Raw genomic sequence first — 17,559 nt, forward strand, 5'->3', positions numbered from 1 at the left:
GGTCGATGCCGAGGCCTGCGAGCAGGTCGGCGCGCAGCGCTGCCAGCTCGGCCGAGCCGCGGTCGCGCGGACGCTCGCCCGGCACGGCGACGACCTGCTGGATGCGCGCGCCGGTGCGGTCGGGGTCGGCCCCGAGCAGCACGACGCGGTCGGCGAGCTGCAACGCCTCCTCGACGTCGTGCGTGACGAGCAGCACCGTCGTGGGCGCGGTGTCGAGCACGCCGAGCAGCAGGTCCTGCATGCGCATGCGGGTGAGGGCGTCGAGCGCGCCGAACGGCTCGTCGAGCAGCAGCACGCCAGGGTCGCGGGCGAGAGCTCGAGCGAGCGAGGTGCGCTGCGCCATGCCTCCGGAGATCGCACGCGGCCGATGACCGGCGAACTCGGCGAGGCCGACGAGCTCGAGCAGCGCCGCGACCCGCTCGCGGCCAGCCGCGCGGTCGATGCCGGCTGGCAGGCCGAAGGCGACGTTGCCTGCGACCGTGCGCCACGGCAGCAGCCTCGGCTCCTGGAAGCCGATCGCGACGCGGTCGTCGATGCCGCGCACGACGCGGCCGTCGATCGTGACGTCACCGGCGGTGGCGACGTCGAGCCCGCCTGCGATGCGCAGCAGCGTCGACTTGCCCGAGCCCGAGGCGCCGAGGATCGCGACGATCTCGCCGGGGGCGACCTCGAGGTCGACGCCGTCGAGCACGAGGCGACCGTCGAAGGCGCGATCGAGGCCGCGCACGTGCACGCTCGCGGGCGTGGAACGTCCGAGCGACAGCCCCGCGAGGCGGTCGCCGAGCCCGGTCGCAGCCATGGGCGCCCTCCTCTCGACGCGTCCGACGCTACGGAGGGCGGCGCGTCATGGCACGTCGCGTCGTCGCGGGACGTCACAGAGCGCGCACCGGGAGCGACGCGCGGCGAATGGCTCGCCAGCGTCTCCCGCGGCGCCGAACCCCGCGCGCGACGTCGCGCCCGCCCGGCGCGCGATCCGCTACTGGGCCGAGCCCACGACCTGCAGCATGAGGTCGCCCGAGACGACGGTGCCATCCTCACGCGTGGGCTGGCGGTCGACGGCGGGGTTCAGCAGCACGAACACCCGGCCCGCGCTGTCGCTCTCCTGCGTCGTGAGCCGCACCGTGTACGTCTCGCCCGCGGCGAGGGTCAGGCCGGGCGTCTCGAAGGCGGTGAGGCCGACGCCGAGGGCGTTGACCGGCGCGGTGCCCGAGTACAGCTCCGTGCCCGAGGCGTCGGTGACCGTCATCGCGACCGCTGCCGTGTTGATCCACTGCGCATCCGTCGAGAAGCCGATCTGCAGCTCCTCGACCTGCGCGTCGACGTCGACCTCGATCTCCTGCTCGACCGACGACCCCGGCAGCATGATGTCGGTCGCGCCCGTGATGGGCGTGTCGGTGACCGACGAGTACAGCGGCGGACGCGCCGGCAGCAGGTACATCGCGAACTGCAGGGCGAAGAACGCGAGCACGGCGACGAGGCGGAGCCACATGACGCTTCGAGGCACGACCTCGCGGTTCGGCATCGCCTCGAGGAACGAGCGACGCGGGTAGTTGAGCACGAGCACGGCGACGGCGCACGCGAGCAGGAAGCCGATGAGGAACGGCAGGTACTCGTCGACCCCTGCGGCCACCAGCAGGTCCTGCACGGTGCGGAAGCGCTGCTCCTGCGCACCGGGGACGATCCGCCCCAGCAGCAGCTGATCGAACATGTCGCGCGTGTACATCGAGAACCCGACCATCGAGTAGATGAGCACGAGGGCGGTCGCGATGCTCGTCTCGAGCAGCAGGTTCAGCGTGAGGAAGCGCGGGTTCAGGAAGATGACGAGCACCGCGAACGGTGCCATGAGCACGATCCAGTACGGGTTCAGCGGCACGAGCACCGAGAACGCGAGGAAGGCCACGAGCGGCATGTACGTCGCGAACGCGAGCAGCTCGCGCGGGGTGTCCGCTCGACGCACGTAGGCGAAGATCGCGAGGCCGACCATCGTGACGACGAAGAGCGGCACGGTGAAGCCCGAGTGCCACGGCACGCCAGCGACCGTGAGTCGCTGCAGCATGAGCTCGGTGAACCCACCGGTCGAGATCTCGTATGCGACGTCGCCCCGGTAGAGCAGCCGGCAGACGAGCAGGCCGAGCATGCCGAAGACGAGCTGCGCGCCCGCATGCAGCAGCCGCTTCTCCCGCAGCAGGATGAGCGGGATGAAGACGAAGACGGAGAAGAGCTTGAGCGTGTTCGCGGCGAGGAACCACAGCAGGAACGAGCGCGTGCGGCCCTGCAGGTACGCGCGGATGCCGAGCAGCATCACCGCGACCGACACGATGTCGTACTGCACGATCACGAGCACGGGCACGATGACGGCCATCGACGACGCGAACGTGAACCCGACCCATCGCGAGCGGGCGATGCTCATGCCCGCGGTGCGCGCGATGTCGACGATGAGCTTCGCGGCGAGCACGAGGAAGAACACCATCATCGCCTTCGCCCACAGCTGGGCGGGCATCGACGACAGGTAGTCGAACTCGACGACCTGGTGGATGATCCACGTCGGCAGGTTCCACACCGCGAACACCAGGTAGACGGGGATGTCGTACACGGCGGGGTGCCCGAACGTGCCGTTGTCGATGGCGATCTGGTAGAAGTCCTGCACCCGGCCGGTGGCGACGGCGTCGAGGAAGTTGAAGGTGTGCTCGTACGTCACGCGCACGTCGCCGTAGAGGAACGTGACGAACGCGAGCACCGACACGGCACCGAGGAACGCCCAGTCGGCGACGCCCGGGCGCTCGACGCGCTTCCACCAGCGACCGACGGGGCTCGCGAGCACGGCGTCGCCACCTCGGGCCATCGCCGTGCCGACACGGCCCTGGGCACGATCGAGCGCGCCGTCGACGCGATCGCCGATGCGACGGCGCGGCGCGGTCGCGACGGCGGTGGCGTCAGCGGTGGCCGCCGCGTCCGCGTCGGTCGTGACGGTCGGCTCGGCGGGCGAGACCGCGGGGGCATCGTCGCGCTGGCCGCGCTGCGCGTCGTCGTTCGTCATGCCTGCTGCCTCGTCTCGTCGATCCTGTCCGCGTCGCTCGCGGGGCGCCGCATCGGACGCTCGATGAGCATCTTCCTGGCGATGAAGTTGTAGACCAGCACGACCGCGGTCGCGATGAGCTTGCCGATCTCGGGCCACGTCCCGAGCACCTCGACGGAGAGGAGCAGGATGAGCTGGTTGAGTCCGAGCGCGACGATGTTGAGCCCGACGTAGATCGAGAACTCCTTCACGATCGACCGGCCAGGCTGCGGCACGAAGACGTACTTGAGCGTCAGCACGTAGTTGAGCACGAGGGAGATCGAGAACGAGATCGTGCTCGCGGCCACGTACGGCACCCCCAGCGCCGTGTGCAGCAGGAGGAACAGCCCGTAGTCGACCGAGAAGGAGATGCCGCCGACGACGAGGAACTTCGCGAACTGCACGGCGAGCCGTCGCATGCGCTGCGCGCGGTCGCTGCGGGCGTGGGGACGTGCGTCGCCGTCTGCGGAGGTCATCCTGTCGTCTCGTCGCGCCGACGAGGCGCGCCCTCGGCGGCATCCCCCTCGGGCGCGGCGACCTCGCGAGGCGAGGGCGGCGTCGACGTGCCGGACCCGGCTGGCGCGAGGTTGACCCATTCGCCGACGACGACGCGCGGCTTCGTGGTCACGCGGGAGTTGATGCTGAGGATGTACTCGCCGAGCACGCCGATGAAGAACAGCTGCACGGCACCCAGCAGGAAGATGCCGACGGTCACCGACGCCTCCCCTGCGGAGTACCGCTCCCAGTCGAGGAGCTTGTTGACGAGCACGAACGCCGCGAAGCCGAAGCAGACGATGCCGACGACCCCCGCGAGGAAGGTCGCGAAGCGCATCATGAGCTTCGTCGACGACGTGAGGCCCTGCATGGCGAAGTCGTAGTTCTTCAGGAAGTTGAAGTTCGACTTGCCGCGGGCGCTCTTCGCCTGGTCGTACTGCACGATCGCGATGTCGAGGCCGTACTCGGCGACGACGGCCTTGAAGAACGGCTGCACGTCGTCGATGCGCTTGAGGATCTCGACGAACTCGCGGTCGTAGAGCCCGTAGCCGGTGAAGCGGGCGATCTGCGTCGTGTCCGAGAGGTGGCGGATCGTCGTGTAGTAGACCCGGCGGAGGATGGTCATGAACCATCCCTCGTCGCTCGAGCGGCGCTGGCCGACGACGACCTTGTCGCCCTCCTCCCACCGACGCACGAACTCGGGGATGTTCTCCGGCGGATCCTGGAGGTCGCCGAACAGCATGAAGGTGGCGTCGCCGCTGCCGTACGTGAGCGACGAGAAGATGTTGCGGTGGAACCCGAAGTTGCGTGCGTTGAAGACGCCCTTCACCCGCGGATCCTGCTTCGCGAGACGGCGGACCGTCGCACGCGTGCTGTCGGTCGAGAAGTCGTCGACGAAGATGATCTCGTAGTCGTACGACGGCAGCTCGTCTCGGAAGACGGCCTTGAGACGGTCGACCATCTCCTCGACGCTACGTTCCTCGTTGTAGCTCGGAATGACGACGCTGATCGTCTTCCTGGACAAGCGCGCTCCTCGATCGGTCCTGCAGACGCCAGGCAATGGCGCACCCGAGGGTACCGCACGGGTCGCGACGAGCTCGGCGCCGTCTGCGGCGCGAACCCCGCCCGGCTCGGCGACGACAGGGGGCACCGGCGGAGGCTGCGCAGGAGTACGCTCACGGCTCGTGACATCGGACGAGCGCTCGGCGAAGCGCTGGATCATCGGCAGGCCCCTGCCGACCGAGCAGCTCGAGGGAGAGCTGCTGCCGAAGAAGGTCGCGCTGCCGATCTTCGCCTCCGACGCGCTGTCGTCGGTCGCGTACGGACCGCAGGAGATGTTCCTCATCCTCACCATCGGCGGTCTCGCGGTGCTCGCGAACGCGCCGTTCGTCGCGATGGGCGTCATGCTGCTCATCGCGGTCGTCGTCGCAGGCAACCTGCAGACGGTCAAGGCGTACCCGTCCGGCGGCGGCGACTACGAGGTCGCGCATCGCAACCTCGGCCCGCGCGCGGGCCTCGTCGTCGCGAGCGCGCTGCTCATCGACTACGTGCTCACCGTCGCCGTGTCGGTCGCCTCGGGCGTCGACAACATCATCTCCGCGTTCCCCCAGCTCGCGCCGCTGCGGGTCGAGATCGCCATCGGCTGCATCGTCGCGCTCGCCGCCGTCAACCTGCGCGGCATCCGCGAGTCGGGTCGCGCATTCGCCCTGCCCACGTACCTCTTCATCGCCTCCGTCGTCGTGCTCATCGTGGCGGGCGTCGTGCAGACCCTCACGGGCGACGCTCCCGTCTCGACGTCGGCGCAGTACACGGTCGAGACCGATGCGCTGTCGCAGGCGGCGCTCATGCTGCTGCTGCTGCGCGCCTTCGCCTCCGGCTGCTCGGCGCTCACCGGCATCGAGGCGATCTCGAACGGCGTGCCCGCCTTCCGACGACCGAAGGTGCGCAATGCGCGCATCACGCTCATCCTGCTCGGCGTCGTGTCGATGGCGCTCTTCGCCGGCATCACGTTCCTCGGCCTCGTGTCGCAGGTGCACTACGCGGAGGATCCCTGCGACCTCGTCGGGTTCGCCGACTGCGCGACGGCGCCGCAGCAGTCGGTGATCGGCCAGCTGGGCGCTGCGGTGTTCGGCGATGGCTCGCCGCTGTTCTTCGTGCTGCTCGCTGCGACGGCGCTCGTGCTGCTGCTCGCCGCCAACACGGCCTTCAACGGGTTCCCGCTGCTCGGCAGCGTGCTTGCCGACCACGGCTACGCCCCGAAGGCGCTGCGCACGCGCGGCGACCGTCTCGTGTACTCGAACGGCGTCATCCTGCTGGCGCTCGGCGCCGTCCTGCTCATCGTGCTGACGCAGGCGAACCTGAACCAGCTCATCCAGATGTACATCATCGGGGTGTTCGTGTCGTTCTCGTTCGGGCAGACCGGCATGGTCGTGCACTGGCTGCGGCTGCGCCGCGACCCGCGACGCAGCCGCGAGTTCCAGCCGCTCGCGTTCACGGTCAACGTCGTGGCCGCCATCGCCACGAGCGTCGTGCTCGTCGTCGTGACGATCACGAAGTTCACCCACGGCGCGTACATCGTCTTCCTCGTCGGGCCCGTGCTGTGGTTCGTGATGTGGGGCATCCAGCGCTACTACGCGCGCGTTCGTCGCGAGATCGAGCCCGACGAGGACACGGTGTTCGGGGCGAAGGGCGACCACGCGGTCGTGCTCGTCGGCGAGCTGACGAAGCCCGTGCTCAAGGCGCTCGACTACGCCATCGCCGCGAAGCACGACTCGCTCGAGGCCGTCCACTCGGCGATCGATCCCGAGGCGGCGAAGCGCCTGAAGCGCGCCTGGAGCCGGCAGGGCATCCGCGTGCCGCTGCGCATCCTGCCGAGCCCCTACCGCGACGTGGCGCAGCCGGTCATCGATCACCTCGAGGCTCGCAGGGCCGAGCACGGCCCGGAGGTCGTGACGGTGTACACGCCGAAGTACGTCGTCGGCCATTGGTGGGAGCAGATCCTGCACAATCACAAGTCGCGGCGCGTGCGGCAGCGGCTCACCCTCACGCACGGCGTCGTCGTGGCGCTCGTGCCGTGGCGCCTGCAGTCCGCGCGACTGCTGGAGGAGCGTGCCGCCCGGCCGTTTCCCGGCGACGCGAGGCGCGGCACCGCGAGACGTCCGGTGCGACGGCAGCACCACGCGAGGCACCGTGGCTGAGGGCACGGGCGTGCGGCGCGCGCTGCCATGGATCGCGGTGCTCGTCGGCGGAGCCCTCGGCACCCTCGCACGCGCGTCGATCGACCTCGCGCTGCTCGCGGCGCATCCCTGGCAGACCCTCGGCATCAACGTCGTCGGCGCGTTCGCGCTCGGCCTGCTCGTCGCCCGCGTGTGGCCCGTCGCGCCCGCCTGGCTGCGCGCTGGGCTCGGCACGGGCGTGCTCGGCGGGTTCACGACGTTCAGCGCGCTCGCGCTCGCCGTCGCGACCGATCCGGATGCCGCGATGCTCGCGTACCTCGCGGCGTCGATCGTGCTCGGCGTCGCTGCGGCTTGGGGCGGCCTGCGACTGGGTGGGCGGCCAGAGGCCCCCGCGGAGGTCGACGAATGATCACCGGCCTCGGGATCGTGCTCGTCGCCCTCGCGGGCGGCGTCGGCGCCGTCGTGCGCTTCGCGCTCGCGCGGCTGGGGCATCCCGACCGGCTGCCGTGGCCGATCCTGGTCGTCAACCTCGCGGGCGCGTTCGTCGCCGGTCTCGCGACCAGCGCGCTGCACGGCGAGCCGCTGCTGCTGCTCGTGGTCGTCACGGGGTTCTGCGGAGGCCTCACGACGTTCTCGACGTGGATGGTCGAGACCGTGCAGCTCGCCGACCGACGACGCATGCGCGCTGCGGTCGCGAACGTCGCCGTCACGGTGGCGGGCGGCGTGGCGCTCGCGGCGCTGGGGCTCTGGCTCGGCGCCCTGCTCGTCGCCTGAACCGCGCCGAGCACCGCTCAGCGCTGGGCGAGCAGGCGGCGCACGAGTCCGGCGACGAGCGCGGCGCGCTGCGGGAACGCCGCCCGCACCGCATGCTCGTGGTCGGCGTGCGCGCCACCACCCCACGGGCCGAGGCCGTCGAGGGTCTGGATGCCCGCGCCCGCCGTGAAGTTGCCGTCGGAGCCGCCGCCGACCGCAGCCTCCTGCAGCGGCTCGAAGCCGAGCTCCGCCGCGACCGCTGCCGCGTGCGTATAGAGGTCGACCGCCATCGCCCGCTCGAGCGGCGGGCGATTGATGCCGCCGTGCACGACGATGCGGGCACCCTCGAGCGGGCTCGTGAGCGCGCGGATCGCGTCGTCGACGCGCTGCTGCTCTGCGAGGGTCCACGCGCGCACGTCGACGGCGATCCACGCCGACGCCGGCACGGTGTTCGTCGTCGTGCCAGCCTGCAGCACCGTCGGCGTCACGCTCGTGCCCGCAGCGGCATCCCCGAGGCCCACCAGACCCAGCACCGCGTGCGCGAGCGCCACGGCCGCATTGACGCCCAGCTCGGGCTCGACGCCGGCGTGCGCGGCACGGCCGACGATCTCGAGCCGGTAGATCGACACGCCCTTGCGGCCCGTCTTCACCTCGCCCCCGTGCGCACCGGCCTCGAGCACGAGCGCCGCTCGAGCGGTCGACGCCTCGATGATCGGCCGCGACGTCGGCGAGCCGACCTCCTCGTCGCCCGTCACGAGCACGTCGACGCCGTCGAGCGCCGCGTCGCCGCCCGCCTCGCGCAGCATCGCGAGCGCGTGCACGGCCACGGCGATGCCGCCCTTCATGTCGACGGTGCCGGGGCCGGACACGTGCTCGCCGTCGACGAGCGGCACGCGCGCGAGGGTGCCGAGCGGCCACACGGTGTCGTGGTGGCACACGAGCAGCACGCGAGGCTCGCCCCACGTGGCCCGCACGTGCACGTATCCGTCGACCGTCTGCTGCTCGACCTCGGCCCCGAGCCGCGCCACGAGCAGGTCGCGCACCGCGTCGGCGCTGCGCTGCGAGGCGGCCGCGTCGCGCGAGGGCGACTCGACCGCGCACAGCGCGAGGGCATCGGCGACGATCGCGTCCGCACGTGCTTCCGCGACGGATGCCAGCTCCCGCATGCACGCTCCATCCGCCTCCGGCGCACCGAGTCGGAAGACGCCGCCGTGCTACTATGCCAGACGGCTTGCCAGCGCGGTCACGCGCGTTTCCTGCCCGGGGTGGTCGGGCGTTCTCACAGGGGGTGCAGCATGGGTCGTGGTCGTCAGAAGGCCAAGCACACGAAGATCGCACGCGAGTTGAAGGCGTACAGTCCGAACGTCAACTACTCCGCGCTCGAGCGAGAGATCGGCACGCCGCACGAGAGCGACGAGTACGTCGACAAGTGGGCGGACTACGCCCAGGACGACGACCAGGACGACGAGTACGAGGGCCGCAGCGCCTGACGTGACCGACGTCATCCGAACGCAGCGCGACGGCGCGCCCGCGGATGGCGGACGCCCGTCCGCGGCCGCCCCGCTCGGCACGCACGCGACCGAGACCGCACCCGTCTTCGTGTCGCTGTCGGTGCTCGACCTGTTCAAGGTCGGCATCGGCCCCTCGTCGTCGCACACCGTCGGCCCCATGCGGGCCGCGTGGGACTTCGTGCGCCTGCTCGACGCCGCAGGCGTGCGCGATGCGACGACGCGACTGCGCATCGACCTGTTCGGCTCGCTCGGCGCGACCGGCTCCGGCCACGGCACCGACACGGCCGTCATGCTCGGGCTGTCGGGCCTCGCCCCCGACACCGTGACGACCGACGAGATCGCAGGCACGCTCGCCGCCATCCGCGACCGTCGCGAGCTGCTGCTGAGCGGCGAGCACGCCGTGCCGTTCGACGAGGCGACCGCCGTCGTCTTCCGGCCCCTCACGCTGCGCCCCGAGCATCCGAACGCGCTGCGCATCACCGCCTACGACGACGCGGGCGAGACCCTGCAGTCGCACGGCTACTACTCGATCGGCGGCGGCTTCGTCATGCGGCACGACGAGGGCGACGTGCTCGCCCCCGTGCCGGAGCCCGACTCAGCAGCCGGCGCGCTGCCGCTGCCGTTCTCCACCGGCGACCAGCTCGTCGCCCACTGCCGCGACACGGGCATGTCGATCGCCGAGGTCATGCTCGCCAACGAGACCGCATGGCGGCCGGAGGCCGAGACGATCGCGGCGCTCGAGCACATCTGGGACGTCATGCAGGAGTGCGTCGACGCGGGCATCCGCACCGACGGCGTGCTGCCAGGCGGCCTCGACGTGAAGCGGCGCGCGAAGGACTGGCACGACAAGCTGCTCACCCGCTCGTCCGACCCCGACGGTCGCCGCGACCTGCTCGAGGGCATGGAGTGGGTCAACCTGTTCGCGCTCGCCGTCAACGAGGAGAACGCCGCAGGCAACCGCGTCGTCACCGCACCGACGAACGGCGCCGCCGGCATCATCCCCGCCGTCATGCACTACGCCGACCGGTTCGTCGACGTCGCCGAGCGTCGCCTGCCGTGGCCCGTGGAGTTCCTGCTCGTCGCCGGCGCGATCGGCATCATCATCAAGTCGAACGCGTCGATCTCGGGCGCCGAGGTCGGCTGCCAGGGCGAGGTCGGCTCCGCATGCGCCATGGCCGCCGCAGGCTTCGGCAGCATCATCGGCGCGACCCCCGAGCAGATCGAGAACGCCGCCGAGATCGGCATCGAGCACAACCTCGGGCTCACGTGCGACCCCATCAAGGGCCTCGTGCAGATCCCCTGCATCGAACGCAACGCCATGGCATCGGTGAAGGCCATCAACGCCGCCCGCATGGCCGCGCACGGCGACGGCACGCACTTCGTGAGCCTCGACACCGCCGTCGAGACCATGCGACGCACCGGCGCCGACATGAGCGACAAGTACAAGGAGACCGCCATGGGCGGTCTCGCCGTCACCTTCGTCGACTGCTGAGCGCGCGGCGCCGTACGCGCCGAGCCGCGTGCGACGTCAGTACAGGAACGGCAGGAGCAGCAGCGGCGCGAACGACAGCATCGCGAACAGCACCGACCAGACGATCGGCATCCAGACGAACAGCACGAACGCGCCGATCGCGAGCCCCGCGATCGACATGCCGCGCCGCTGCTCCTTCACGATGCCGATGATGCCGAGCACGATCGCGGCGATCGCGTTGAGGCCGATGGGGAAGAGGAGTCCGGAGGCGCCGAGGATGAGCGACCACAGGCCGAGCGTCGTCCTCGGGCTCCGCGGCGGCGCGCCGTACATGGCGTAGCCGGCGTACTGCTGCTGCCCGAGATCGTACTGCTGCGCCCCGAAGACGGCGGGCTGCTGCCCGTAGGGGCCCGCGACTGGCTGCTGCGGCTGGCCGTACGGGGTGTCGTAGGGGTTCGTCATGCTGCTCCTCGAATGCGGTCGAGGGCCCCGCGTCGCGGAGCCCTCGAGCGTGCTCGTGATGGGATCAGTACCCGTACGACGCGTACGCGATCCACGCGCCGAGGATCGGGACGACCCCGAACCAGAAGATCGGCAGGGTGACGAGCACCTGGAGGCCGCCGAGCGCGAGGCCGGTGATCGACATGCCCTTCGCGTTCTCCTTCACCAGGCCCGCGATGCCGAGACCGATGGCCGCGAGGCTGTTGAGGCCGATCGGCAGGATGATGCCGGAGAGCGCGGCGATCATCGCCCACAGGCTGAACGTCTTCTTGTCGCTCTTCGGCTTCGGCGCGGCGTAGCCCGAGTACGACGGCTGGCCCACGGAGTACTGCGGCGTCGAGTACGACGACTGGGGCGTCGAGTAGCCCGACTGCTGCGGCGCCGAGTACGACGGCTGCTGCGGCTCCTGGCCGGGAGGGGTGTAGGTCATGGGGTGTCGCCTTCGTTCGATGCGGGCAGGAGCGGTCCTGGGCGCAGGCGATCCTACGCGTGTGCTGTGGGTGTTCGCTGGATGCGTCAGAGGACGACGGCGAGCACGAACGCGCCGAGCATCGAGCACCCGAGCGACGCGAGCGCGCCTGCGGCGAGGACGATCGTGAGGGCGTCGATGCGACGCGTCGGCACGGGAGCCTGCGGCTGCGCCGCGTGCGGCTGCCGACCGAGACGCTCCTGGGCGGCGAGGTGGCGCGCTGGGACGAAGGGCGCGGGAGCGCCGAGACGGGGCGGGAGCTGCGCGAAGCCGGTGGTGGTCGTCATGCGCTCGACGATGCTCCCCCGCGCTCCAGCGAGCCCGAACGTCACCTGGACGTCGCTTGAACGTCTCTCGAAGGTTGGGTGGACGCGAGCGTCAGGCGTGCGTGCCCGTGAGACGCACCGCGCCTCCGTCGACGCCCTTGGCGCCCTGCACCCAGCCGTCGGCCTCGAGCGTCGACGCGGCGACGCCGACCTCGCCCGCCACCCACGCCGGGATGCCGGCCGCCTCGGAGGCGGCGACGACCGCCGCGGCATCCGCGGCATCCACGATCGCGATCATGCCGATGCCGAGGTTCCACGTGCCCTCGGTCGCGACGAGCTCGTGTCCGCCGATCGACGCGAGCGCACCGAACACGTCGGGCACGGCCCAGCCGCGCTGCAGCTCGACCGCGAGGCCCGCAGGCAGCACGCGCGCGAGGTTCGCCGCGATGCCGCCGCCGGTGACGTGGCTGATCGCGTGGATCGCGCGGCCGTCGGCGAGCATCGTCACGAGCGGGCTCGTGTAGAGGCGCGTGGGCTCGAGCAGCACCTCCGCCGCGATGCCGCCGAGCTCGTCGACGCGATCGGCGAGCCCGATGCCGCGGTCGGCGAGGATGCGGCGGACGAGCGAGAAGCCGTTGGAGTGCAGGCCGCTCGAGGCCATCGCCACGACGGCGTCGCCCGCGCGCACCCGGTCCGGGCCGAGCAGGGCATCCGCCTCGACGATGCCGACCGCGGCACCTGCGACGTCGTAGTCGTCGGGGCCGAGGAGACCGGGGTGCTCCGCCGTCTCGCCGCCCACGAGCGCCGTGCCCGTCGCCTCGCACGCCGCCGCGATGCCGCGCACGATGTCGGCGACGCGCGCGGGCTCGATGCGGCCGCACGCGATGTAGTCGGTCATCGCGAGCGGCTTCGCCCCCACGACCACGATGTCGTCGACGACCATGCCGACGAGGTCCTGCCCGATCGTGTCGTGCTTGTCGATGGCCTGCGCGAGCGCGACCTTCGTGCCCACGCCGTCGGTCGACGACGCGAGCAGCGGGCGCCGGTACTCCCCGGCCGCGGAGAGGTCGAAGAGGCCGGCGAAGCCGCCGACGCCGCCGACGACGCCCGGGCCGTGCGTGCGCGCCACCGCTGCCTTCATGAGCTCGACGGCACGGTCGCCCGCTGCCGTGTCGACGCCTGCTGCCGCGTAGAGATCCGTCACGGCTCCAGGCTACCGGCGGGACGCGTGCGCGACCGTCCTCGGCATCGCCCGTCGAGATGCGCCCCTGAGCGCGCGCTCGGGGGCGCATGCCACTCGAGCCGCTGCTCGCGCCGCATCCCGACCGCGTCACACTTCCGCCACGCGTGCGAGGATCGATGCGACCCGTCGATGGAGACCCCATGCGTGCACTCGTCACCACGGGCGAGCCCGGACTGCGTCTGACCGACGTGCCCGAGCCCGCCACCCCACCAGGCCATGTCGCCGTGCGCGTGCTGCGCGCCGGCATCTGCGGCACCGACCTCCACATCGACGCATGGGACGCGTGGGCGCAGGGCGCCGTGCGCCCGGGGCTGGTCGTCGGCCACGAGGTGGTCGGCGAGATCGTCGAGGTCGGCGAGGGCGTCGCCGAGCTGCACGCCGGCCAGATCGTCTCGGCAGAGGGCCACGTCGTGTGCGGGCAGTGCCGCAACTGCCGCGCAGGCAGGCAGCACCTCTGCATCCGGCAGTCGAACCTCGGCGTGCAGCGCGACGGCGTCTTCGCCGAGCGCGTCGTCGTGCCCGCCTCGAACGTGTGGGTGCACAACGACCGCACGATCGACACGGTCACCGACGCCGAGCTCGACGTCTTCGGCATCTCCGACCCGCTCGGCAACGCCGTGCACACGGCGCTGAAGTTCCCCGTGGTCGGCGAGGACGTGCTCGTCACCGGCGCCGGCCCCATCGGGCTCATGGCGGCCGCGGTGGCCAGGCACGTCGGCGCGAGGCACATCCTCGTCACCGACATCGCGCCCGCCAGGCTCGAGCTCGCACGCTCGATGGGGTTCGACGCGATCGACGTGCGCACCGAGCGCATCGAGGATGCGCAGCGCCGGTTCGGCATGCGCGAGGGCTTCGACGTCGCGCTCGAGATGTCGGGGGCGCCGAGCGCGCTGCCCGCCATCATCGAGAACCTGAACTTCGGCGGCCGCATCGCGATGCTCGGCCTGCCGTCGCAGCAGATCGAGATCGACTGGGCGAAGGTCGTCAGCCACATGCTGACGATCCAGGGCATCTACGGGCGCGAGATGTACGAGACCTGGTACGCGATGTCGTCGCTGCAGGCGACGGGGCTCGACGTGGCCCCCGTCATCACGCACCGCTTCGCGTTCGCCGACTGGCGCGAGGCGTTCGAGGTCGCGCGCTCGGGCGCGGCGGGCAAGGTCGTGCTCGACATGACGAGGGAGGACTGAGATGTACGCCATCAAGGAGGCGCTGGCCGGCGAGCTGCGCGAGATCGACGAGGCGGGGCTCACGAAGCGCGAGCGCGCCATCGCAGGGCCGCAGGGCGCGAGGGTGACGGTGCGCGACGCGTCGGTGCTGAACCTCTGCTCGAACAACTACCTCGGGCTCGCCGACCACCCGCAGATCGTCGACGCCGCGAAGACCGCGCTCGACGAGTGGGGCTTCGGCATGGCGTCGGTGCGCTTCATCTGCGGCACGCAGGAGCAGCACCTCGAGCTCGAGCGGCGCCTGTCGGCGTTCCTCGGGCAGGAGGACACCATCCTGTACTCCTCGTGCTTCGACGCGAACGGCGGCCTGTTCGAGACGCTGCTGAACGCCGAGGACGCCGTGATCTCGGACGCGCTCAACCACGCGTCGATCATCGACGGCGTGCGGCTGTCGAAGGCGGCGCGGTTCCGCTACGCGAACCGCGACATGGGCGAGCTCGAGGCGAGGCTGCAGGAGGCCTCGGGCGCCCGGCGCCGGCTGATCGTCACCGACGGCGTGTTCTCGATGGACGGCTACCTCGCGCCGCTCGAGGCCATCTGCGACCTCGCCGAGCGCTACGACGCCATGGTCATGGTCGACGACTCGCACGCCGTGGGCTTCACGGGTGCGACGGGGGCCGGCACGCCAGAGCTCGCTGGCGTCTCGGACCGCGTCGACATCATCTCGGGCACGCTCGGCAAGGCGCTCGGCGGCGCCTCCGGCGGCTACATCGCAGCGCGCGGCGAGATCGTGGCGCTGCTGCGCCAGCGCTCGCGCCCCTACCTCTTCTCCAACGCCCTCGCACCGTCGGTCGTCGCGGGCTCGATCGCCGCGCTCGACCTCGTCGAGGGTGCCGGCGAGCTGCGCGAGCGGCTGCAGCGCTCCACCGTGCGCTTCAAGGCGGGCATGGAGGAGGCGGGCTTCGAGCTGCTGCCAGGCGAGCACCCCATCACGGCCGTCATGTTCCACGACGCGCGGCTCGCATCCGACATGGCCGACGCGATGCTCGACGAGGGTGTCTACGTCACGGCGTTCTCGTTCCCCGTCGTGCCGCGCGGCGAGGCCCGCATCCGCGTGCAGATCTCGGCAGCCCACTCCGACGACGACGTCGATCGCGCGATCGCGGCGTTCGTCGCAGCCCGCGCCCGCGTGCAGGGGTGACGACGGCGGGGCTGCCGCGGGCGCGATGGCGGGGTCGATCGCGCCTCGTGCGGATGGTGCGCCTGCTGCGCACCCGCAGTCCGCAGCGGTTCACCGAGAAGGTGCGCTACAAGATGCTGCGCGATCACCGCGAGCTGCTCGTGACGTTCGCCGACAAGGCTGCGGTGCGCGACCACGTCGCTCAGGCGGGCCTCGGGCACCTGCTGCCGGAGGCGTACGCGGTGCTCGACGACCCTGGCGACCTGCTCGCGCTCGAGGTGCCGCCGTCGTTCGTCGTGAAGCCGACGCACGGCAGCGGCGCCGCGATCGTCGTGTCGCCGCTCGCGCCCGCCGACGCCGTGCTGCCGAGGCCCGAGTGGGGATGGGTCTACGCCCACGTGCGCCCTGAGGCGGCCGACCGTCGCGTGCTGCGCGACATCGCCGCCGGGTGGTGCTCGCGGCTGTACGGCCGCGGCCCGAACGAGGAGTGGGCGTACAGCCGCATCCGTCCGCGCATCCTCGTCGAGGAGCGGCTCGCGGGCGCCGACGGCGGCATCCCCGACGACTGCAAGCTGTTCGTCTTCCACGGCCGGGTGCGGTACGTCGAGATGGACTCGGGACGCTTCGGCACGCGCACGCAGGACTTCTTCGACCCCGACTGGCAGCACCTGCCGCTCAGCGGCGGCCCCGCATGGGCCGACCCTCCGCATCCGCGCCCGGACCGTCTCGACGAGATGATCGCGATCGCCGAGCGCCTCGGCGCCGGCACCGACTTCGTGCGCGTCGACCTGTACCTGCTGCCCGACCGCATCGTCTTCGGCGAGCTGACGAGCTACCCCGCTGGCGGGCACAGCCCCTTCTTCCCCGCGTCATTCGACGAGGAGTTCGGCAGCCACTGGAGCGTGCCGCGGCGCTACCGCTGAGGGTCGCGCGCCACTCGCGCGTATCCTGGTCTGCTCGCCTCCGGTGGGCGCCTGGGGAGGGGGCTCGCCTCCGACGAGGAGCGTCATGTTCACCAGCACCGTCCACGATCACTGGTTCCGAGCCGTGGCGCAGCACGAGGTGCCCGCGACGCCGGGCTCGCTGCGCGTGGCCGTCGACGACGCGCTCCCGCGCAATCGTCGCGTCATGGTGCTCGAGCTCGAGGGCGCTGGAGGCATCGTGACCGTCACGCCAGAGGAGGCGGCGCGCATCGGCCTCGCGCATCACGACATCGTCGGCGCGCCGGCGCTCGCGGCCGCGTTGGCCGCCGCAGGCGTCGCCCTCAACGGCGCCGACGCGCTCTGGTACCTCCCCGTCCACGAGCAGGATGCCGTGCGCGCCGAGCAGGATGCCGTGCGCGCCGAGCAGGATGCCGTGCGCGCCGAGCACGACGCGACCGTGCGGCGCCTGACCTCCGACGACGCCGCGCTCTTCCGCGACCTCGAGGCCGCGGCACCCGAGGACGACCTCGACGAGGCGTTCGTCGAACTCGACCACTGGCTCGTCGTCGGGGCGATCGTCGACGAGCGGCTCGCGTGCGTCGCGAGCATGTACCCGTGGAGCGGCACGACGCTCGCCGACCTCGGCGTGCTCACGCTCCCGGAGCACCGCGGCCGGGGCCTCGCCCGCCGCACGGTACGAGCGCTGAGCGCCCATGCCCTGTCTCGCGGCCACGAGCCGCAGTACCGCTGTCAGCTCGACAACGCGCCGTCGCTCGCGCTCGCGGCCTCTGCAGGGCTCGAGCGCTTCGCGACGTGGGACGTGGTCGCCGACGACTGACGCGCGCCGGGCTGTGCGCCGACGTCCAGGCTCCACGCATACCGTCGGGGGACGACGAAGGAGACGACGCATGACCCCTCGCACCATCGCCCTCGTCGGCGCCGCGACCATCGCCGCCGGCCTCATCCTCCAGCAGCTCATCGGCTACGGCGTCGGCGCCGCGGCGTGGGCGAGCGGTGCGCAGATCGACCAGTCGATGCTCGGCGTGCTCTTCACCGTCGGCGGGCTCGTCGCGAGCATCGCCGTGCCGCTCGGCGCAGCGGTGCTCGGCGGCGGCCTCGTGCTGCTCGCGACCGGCTCCCCCGCGGCCTCGGCGGCGGACCACGCGGGTGCTCCCGCTGCTGCGACCGCGCAGGATCCGACCATGCGCTGACCGCACCAGGCCGCCAGGGGTGCGGTCGGCCCGGCCCCCGTTGCGAGGTGCGCTTCGCGTTGCGAGGTGCGCTTCCCGTTGCGGGGTGCGCTTCCCGTTGCGGGGTGCGCTTCCCCAACTGAGGTGCGCTGCGCAG

The 17,559-nt window shown here is 71.6% G+C and carries 19 protein-coding genes; 10 read left to right on the top strand and 9 right to left on the bottom strand.

Annotated elements, in window-relative coordinates; genetic code table 11:
- The 4 genes from ACZ6H8_RS10530 to ACZ6H8_RS10545 form a co-directional block, all read right to left on the bottom strand.
- Positions 1-799, bottom strand: a 799-nt coding sequence (locus ACZ6H8_RS10530; RefSeq protein ID WP_464146763.1) for an ABC transporter ATP-binding protein, incomplete at its 3' end; no start/stop codon positions are given.
- A gap of 177 nt (positions 800-976) precedes the next feature.
- Positions 977-3,037, bottom strand: coding sequence for a hypothetical protein (locus ACZ6H8_RS10535; protein WP_464146764.1), 2,061 nt, complete (start codon positions 3,035-3,037; stop codon positions 977-979).
- Complete coding sequence (locus tag ACZ6H8_RS10540; RefSeq protein WP_464146765.1) at positions 3,034-3,531, bottom strand: GtrA family protein; 498 nt, start codon at positions 3,529-3,531, stop codon at positions 3,034-3,036. The genes ACZ6H8_RS10535 and ACZ6H8_RS10540 overlap by 4 nt, the downstream gene beginning before the upstream one ends.
- Complete coding sequence (locus ACZ6H8_RS10545; RefSeq protein WP_464146766.1) at positions 3,528-4,772, bottom strand: glycosyltransferase family 2 protein; 1,245 nt, start codon at positions 4,770-4,772, stop codon at positions 3,528-3,530. Before ACZ6H8_RS10545 ends, ACZ6H8_RS10540 begins: the two co-directional genes overlap by 4 nt.
- On the opposite strand from ACZ6H8_RS10545, the gene ACZ6H8_RS10550 reads away from it, so the two are divergent.
- From ACZ6H8_RS10550 to ACZ6H8_RS10560, 3 genes are read left to right on the top strand one after another with little or no spacing between them, the layout of a single operon-like run.
- A complete protein-coding gene (locus tag ACZ6H8_RS10550; protein ID WP_464146767.1) occupies positions 4,735-6,747 on the top strand; it encodes an APC family permease in 2,013 nt (670 codons plus the stop codon). The two genes, ACZ6H8_RS10545 and ACZ6H8_RS10550, sit on opposite strands and share 38 nt — an antisense overlap.
- Positions 6,740-7,135: a fluoride efflux transporter FluC gene (locus ACZ6H8_RS10555; RefSeq protein WP_464146768.1), complete on the top strand. Its 396-nt coding sequence runs from the start codon at positions 6,740-6,742 to the stop codon at positions 7,133-7,135. Before ACZ6H8_RS10550 ends, ACZ6H8_RS10555 begins: the two co-directional genes overlap by 8 nt.
- On the top strand, positions 7,132-7,500 hold the full coding sequence (locus ACZ6H8_RS10560; protein ID WP_464146769.1) for a fluoride efflux transporter FluC: 369 nt from the start codon (positions 7,132-7,134) through the stop codon (positions 7,498-7,500). The genes ACZ6H8_RS10555 and ACZ6H8_RS10560 overlap by 4 nt, the downstream gene beginning before the upstream one ends.
- A gap of 17 nt (positions 7,501-7,517) precedes the next feature.
- On the opposite strand, the gene ACZ6H8_RS10565 is transcribed toward ACZ6H8_RS10560, so the two are convergent.
- Positions 7,518-8,645, bottom strand: coding sequence for a M20/M25/M40 family metallo-hydrolase (locus tag ACZ6H8_RS10565; protein WP_464146770.1), 1,128 nt, complete (start codon positions 8,643-8,645; stop codon positions 7,518-7,520).
- Positions 8,646-8,774: 129 nt separating this feature from the next.
- On the opposite strand from ACZ6H8_RS10565, the gene ACZ6H8_RS10570 reads away from it, so the two are divergent.
- Positions 8,775-8,969, top strand: coding sequence for a DUF3073 domain-containing protein (locus tag ACZ6H8_RS10570; protein WP_464146772.1), 195 nt, complete (start codon positions 8,775-8,777; stop codon positions 8,967-8,969).
- A gap of 109 nt (positions 8,970-9,078) precedes the next feature.
- Positions 9,079-10,482 (top strand): L-serine ammonia-lyase, encoded by a 1,404-nt coding sequence (locus tag ACZ6H8_RS10575; protein WP_464146813.1) that lies wholly within the window; start codon positions 9,079-9,081, stop codon positions 10,480-10,482.
- 36 nt (positions 10,483-10,518) lie between these two features.
- Here the strand turns inward: ACZ6H8_RS10575 and ACZ6H8_RS10580 are convergent, their stop codons facing one another.
- The 4 genes from ACZ6H8_RS10580 to purM all read right to left on the bottom strand — a co-directional run bounded on the left by ACZ6H8_RS10580 (position 10,519) and on the right by purM (position 12,901).
- Positions 10,519-10,923, bottom strand: a complete 405-nt coding sequence (locus ACZ6H8_RS10580; protein ID WP_464146774.1) for a DUF4190 domain-containing protein — start codon at positions 10,921-10,923, stop codon at positions 10,519-10,521.
- Between the two features lie 64 nt (positions 10,924-10,987).
- Complete coding sequence (locus tag ACZ6H8_RS10585) at positions 10,988-11,392, bottom strand: DUF4190 domain-containing protein (RefSeq protein ID WP_464146775.1); 405 nt, start codon at positions 11,390-11,392, stop codon at positions 10,988-10,990.
- Between the two features lie 86 nt (positions 11,393-11,478).
- Positions 11,479-11,718 carry a hypothetical protein gene (locus ACZ6H8_RS10590; RefSeq protein ID WP_464146776.1) on the bottom strand — a complete coding sequence of 80 codons (240 nt, stop codon included), beginning with the start codon at positions 11,716-11,718 and terminating at the stop codon, positions 11,479-11,481.
- A gap of 91 nt (positions 11,719-11,809) precedes the next feature.
- Positions 11,810-12,901, bottom strand: coding sequence for a phosphoribosylformylglycinamidine cyclo-ligase (gene purM, locus ACZ6H8_RS10595; protein ID WP_464146777.1), 1,092 nt, complete (start codon positions 12,899-12,901; stop codon positions 11,810-11,812).
- A 179-nt stretch (positions 12,902-13,080) separates the two neighbouring features.
- Here purM and tdh point away from each other — a divergent pair, with 179 nt between their 5' ends.
- The 5 genes from tdh to ACZ6H8_RS10620 all read left to right on the top strand — a co-directional run bounded on the left by tdh (position 13,081) and on the right by ACZ6H8_RS10620 (position 17,423).
- Positions 13,081-14,130: an L-threonine 3-dehydrogenase gene (gene tdh, locus ACZ6H8_RS10600; RefSeq protein WP_464146778.1), complete on the top strand. Its 1,050-nt coding sequence runs from the start codon at positions 13,081-13,083 to the stop codon at positions 14,128-14,130.
- 1 nt (position 14,131) lies between these two features.
- A complete protein-coding gene (locus ACZ6H8_RS10605; RefSeq protein WP_464146779.1) occupies positions 14,132-15,310 on the top strand; it encodes a glycine C-acetyltransferase in 1,179 nt (392 codons plus the stop codon).
- Positions 15,311-15,363: 53 nt separating this feature from the next.
- A complete protein-coding gene (locus ACZ6H8_RS10610) occupies positions 15,364-16,212 on the top strand; it encodes an ATP-grasp fold amidoligase family protein (RefSeq protein WP_464146781.1) in 849 nt (282 codons plus the stop codon).
- An 85-nt stretch (positions 16,213-16,297) separates the two neighbouring features.
- Positions 16,298-17,050 carry a GNAT family N-acetyltransferase gene (locus tag ACZ6H8_RS10615; RefSeq protein WP_464146783.1) on the top strand — a complete coding sequence of 251 codons (753 nt, stop codon included), beginning with the start codon at positions 16,298-16,300 and terminating at the stop codon, positions 17,048-17,050.
- A gap of 70 nt (positions 17,051-17,120) precedes the next feature.
- The gene (locus ACZ6H8_RS10620) at positions 17,121-17,423 is read left to right on the top strand and encodes a hypothetical protein (protein ID WP_464146784.1); all 303 of its coding nucleotides are present in this window, start codon (positions 17,121-17,123) and stop codon (positions 17,421-17,423) included.
- The last annotated feature ends 136 nt before the right edge of the window (positions 17,424-17,559 follow it).

Source organism: Agrococcus sp. AC640b (assembly GCF_979255995.1).

What these genes read in the sequence shown, in the direction of transcription:
- ACZ6H8_RS10570 (WP_464146772.1), top strand. Translation starts at nt 8,775, where the DNA reads ATGGGTCGTGGTCGTCAGAAGGCCAAGCACACGAAGATCGCACGCGAG.
- ACZ6H8_RS10535 (WP_464146764.1), bottom strand. Translation starts at nt 3,037, where the DNA reads ATGACGAACGACGACGCGCAGCGCGGCCAGCGCGACGATGCCCCCGCG.
- ACZ6H8_RS10590 (WP_464146776.1), bottom strand. Translation starts at nt 11,718, where the DNA reads ATGACGACCACCACCGGCTTCGCGCAGCTCCCGCCCCGTCTCGGCGCT.
- ACZ6H8_RS10565 (WP_464146770.1), bottom strand. Translation starts at nt 8,645, where the DNA reads ATGCGGGAGCTGGCATCCGTCGCGGAAGCACGTGCGGACGCGATCGTC.
- ACZ6H8_RS10580 (WP_464146774.1), bottom strand. Translation starts at nt 10,923, where the DNA reads ATGACGAACCCCTACGACACCCCGTACGGCCAGCCGCAGCAGCCAGTC.
- ACZ6H8_RS10610 (WP_464146781.1), top strand. Translation starts at nt 15,364, where the DNA reads ATGGTGCGCCTGCTGCGCACCCGCAGTCCGCAGCGGTTCACCGAGAAG.
- ACZ6H8_RS10605 (WP_464146779.1), top strand. Translation starts at nt 14,132, where the DNA reads ATGTACGCCATCAAGGAGGCGCTGGCCGGCGAGCTGCGCGAGATCGAC.
- ACZ6H8_RS10540 (WP_464146765.1), bottom strand. Translation starts at nt 3,531, where the DNA reads ATGACCTCCGCAGACGGCGACGCACGTCCCCACGCCCGCAGCGACCGC.
- tdh (WP_464146778.1), top strand. Translation starts at nt 13,081, where the DNA reads ATGCGTGCACTCGTCACCACGGGCGAGCCCGGACTGCGTCTGACCGAC.
- ACZ6H8_RS10545 (WP_464146766.1), bottom strand. Translation starts at nt 4,772, where the DNA reads ATGATCCAGCGCTTCGCCGAGCGCTCGTCCGATGTCACGAGCCGTGAG.
- ACZ6H8_RS10560 (WP_464146769.1), top strand. Translation starts at nt 7,132, where the DNA reads ATGATCACCGGCCTCGGGATCGTGCTCGTCGCCCTCGCGGGCGGCGTC.
- ACZ6H8_RS10620 (WP_464146784.1), top strand. Translation starts at nt 17,121, where the DNA reads ATGACCCCTCGCACCATCGCCCTCGTCGGCGCCGCGACCATCGCCGCC.
- ACZ6H8_RS10585 (WP_464146775.1), bottom strand. Translation starts at nt 11,392, where the DNA reads ATGACCTACACCCCTCCCGGCCAGGAGCCGCAGCAGCCGTCGTACTCG.
- ACZ6H8_RS10615 (WP_464146783.1), top strand. Translation starts at nt 16,298, where the DNA reads ATGTTCACCAGCACCGTCCACGATCACTGGTTCCGAGCCGTGGCGCAG.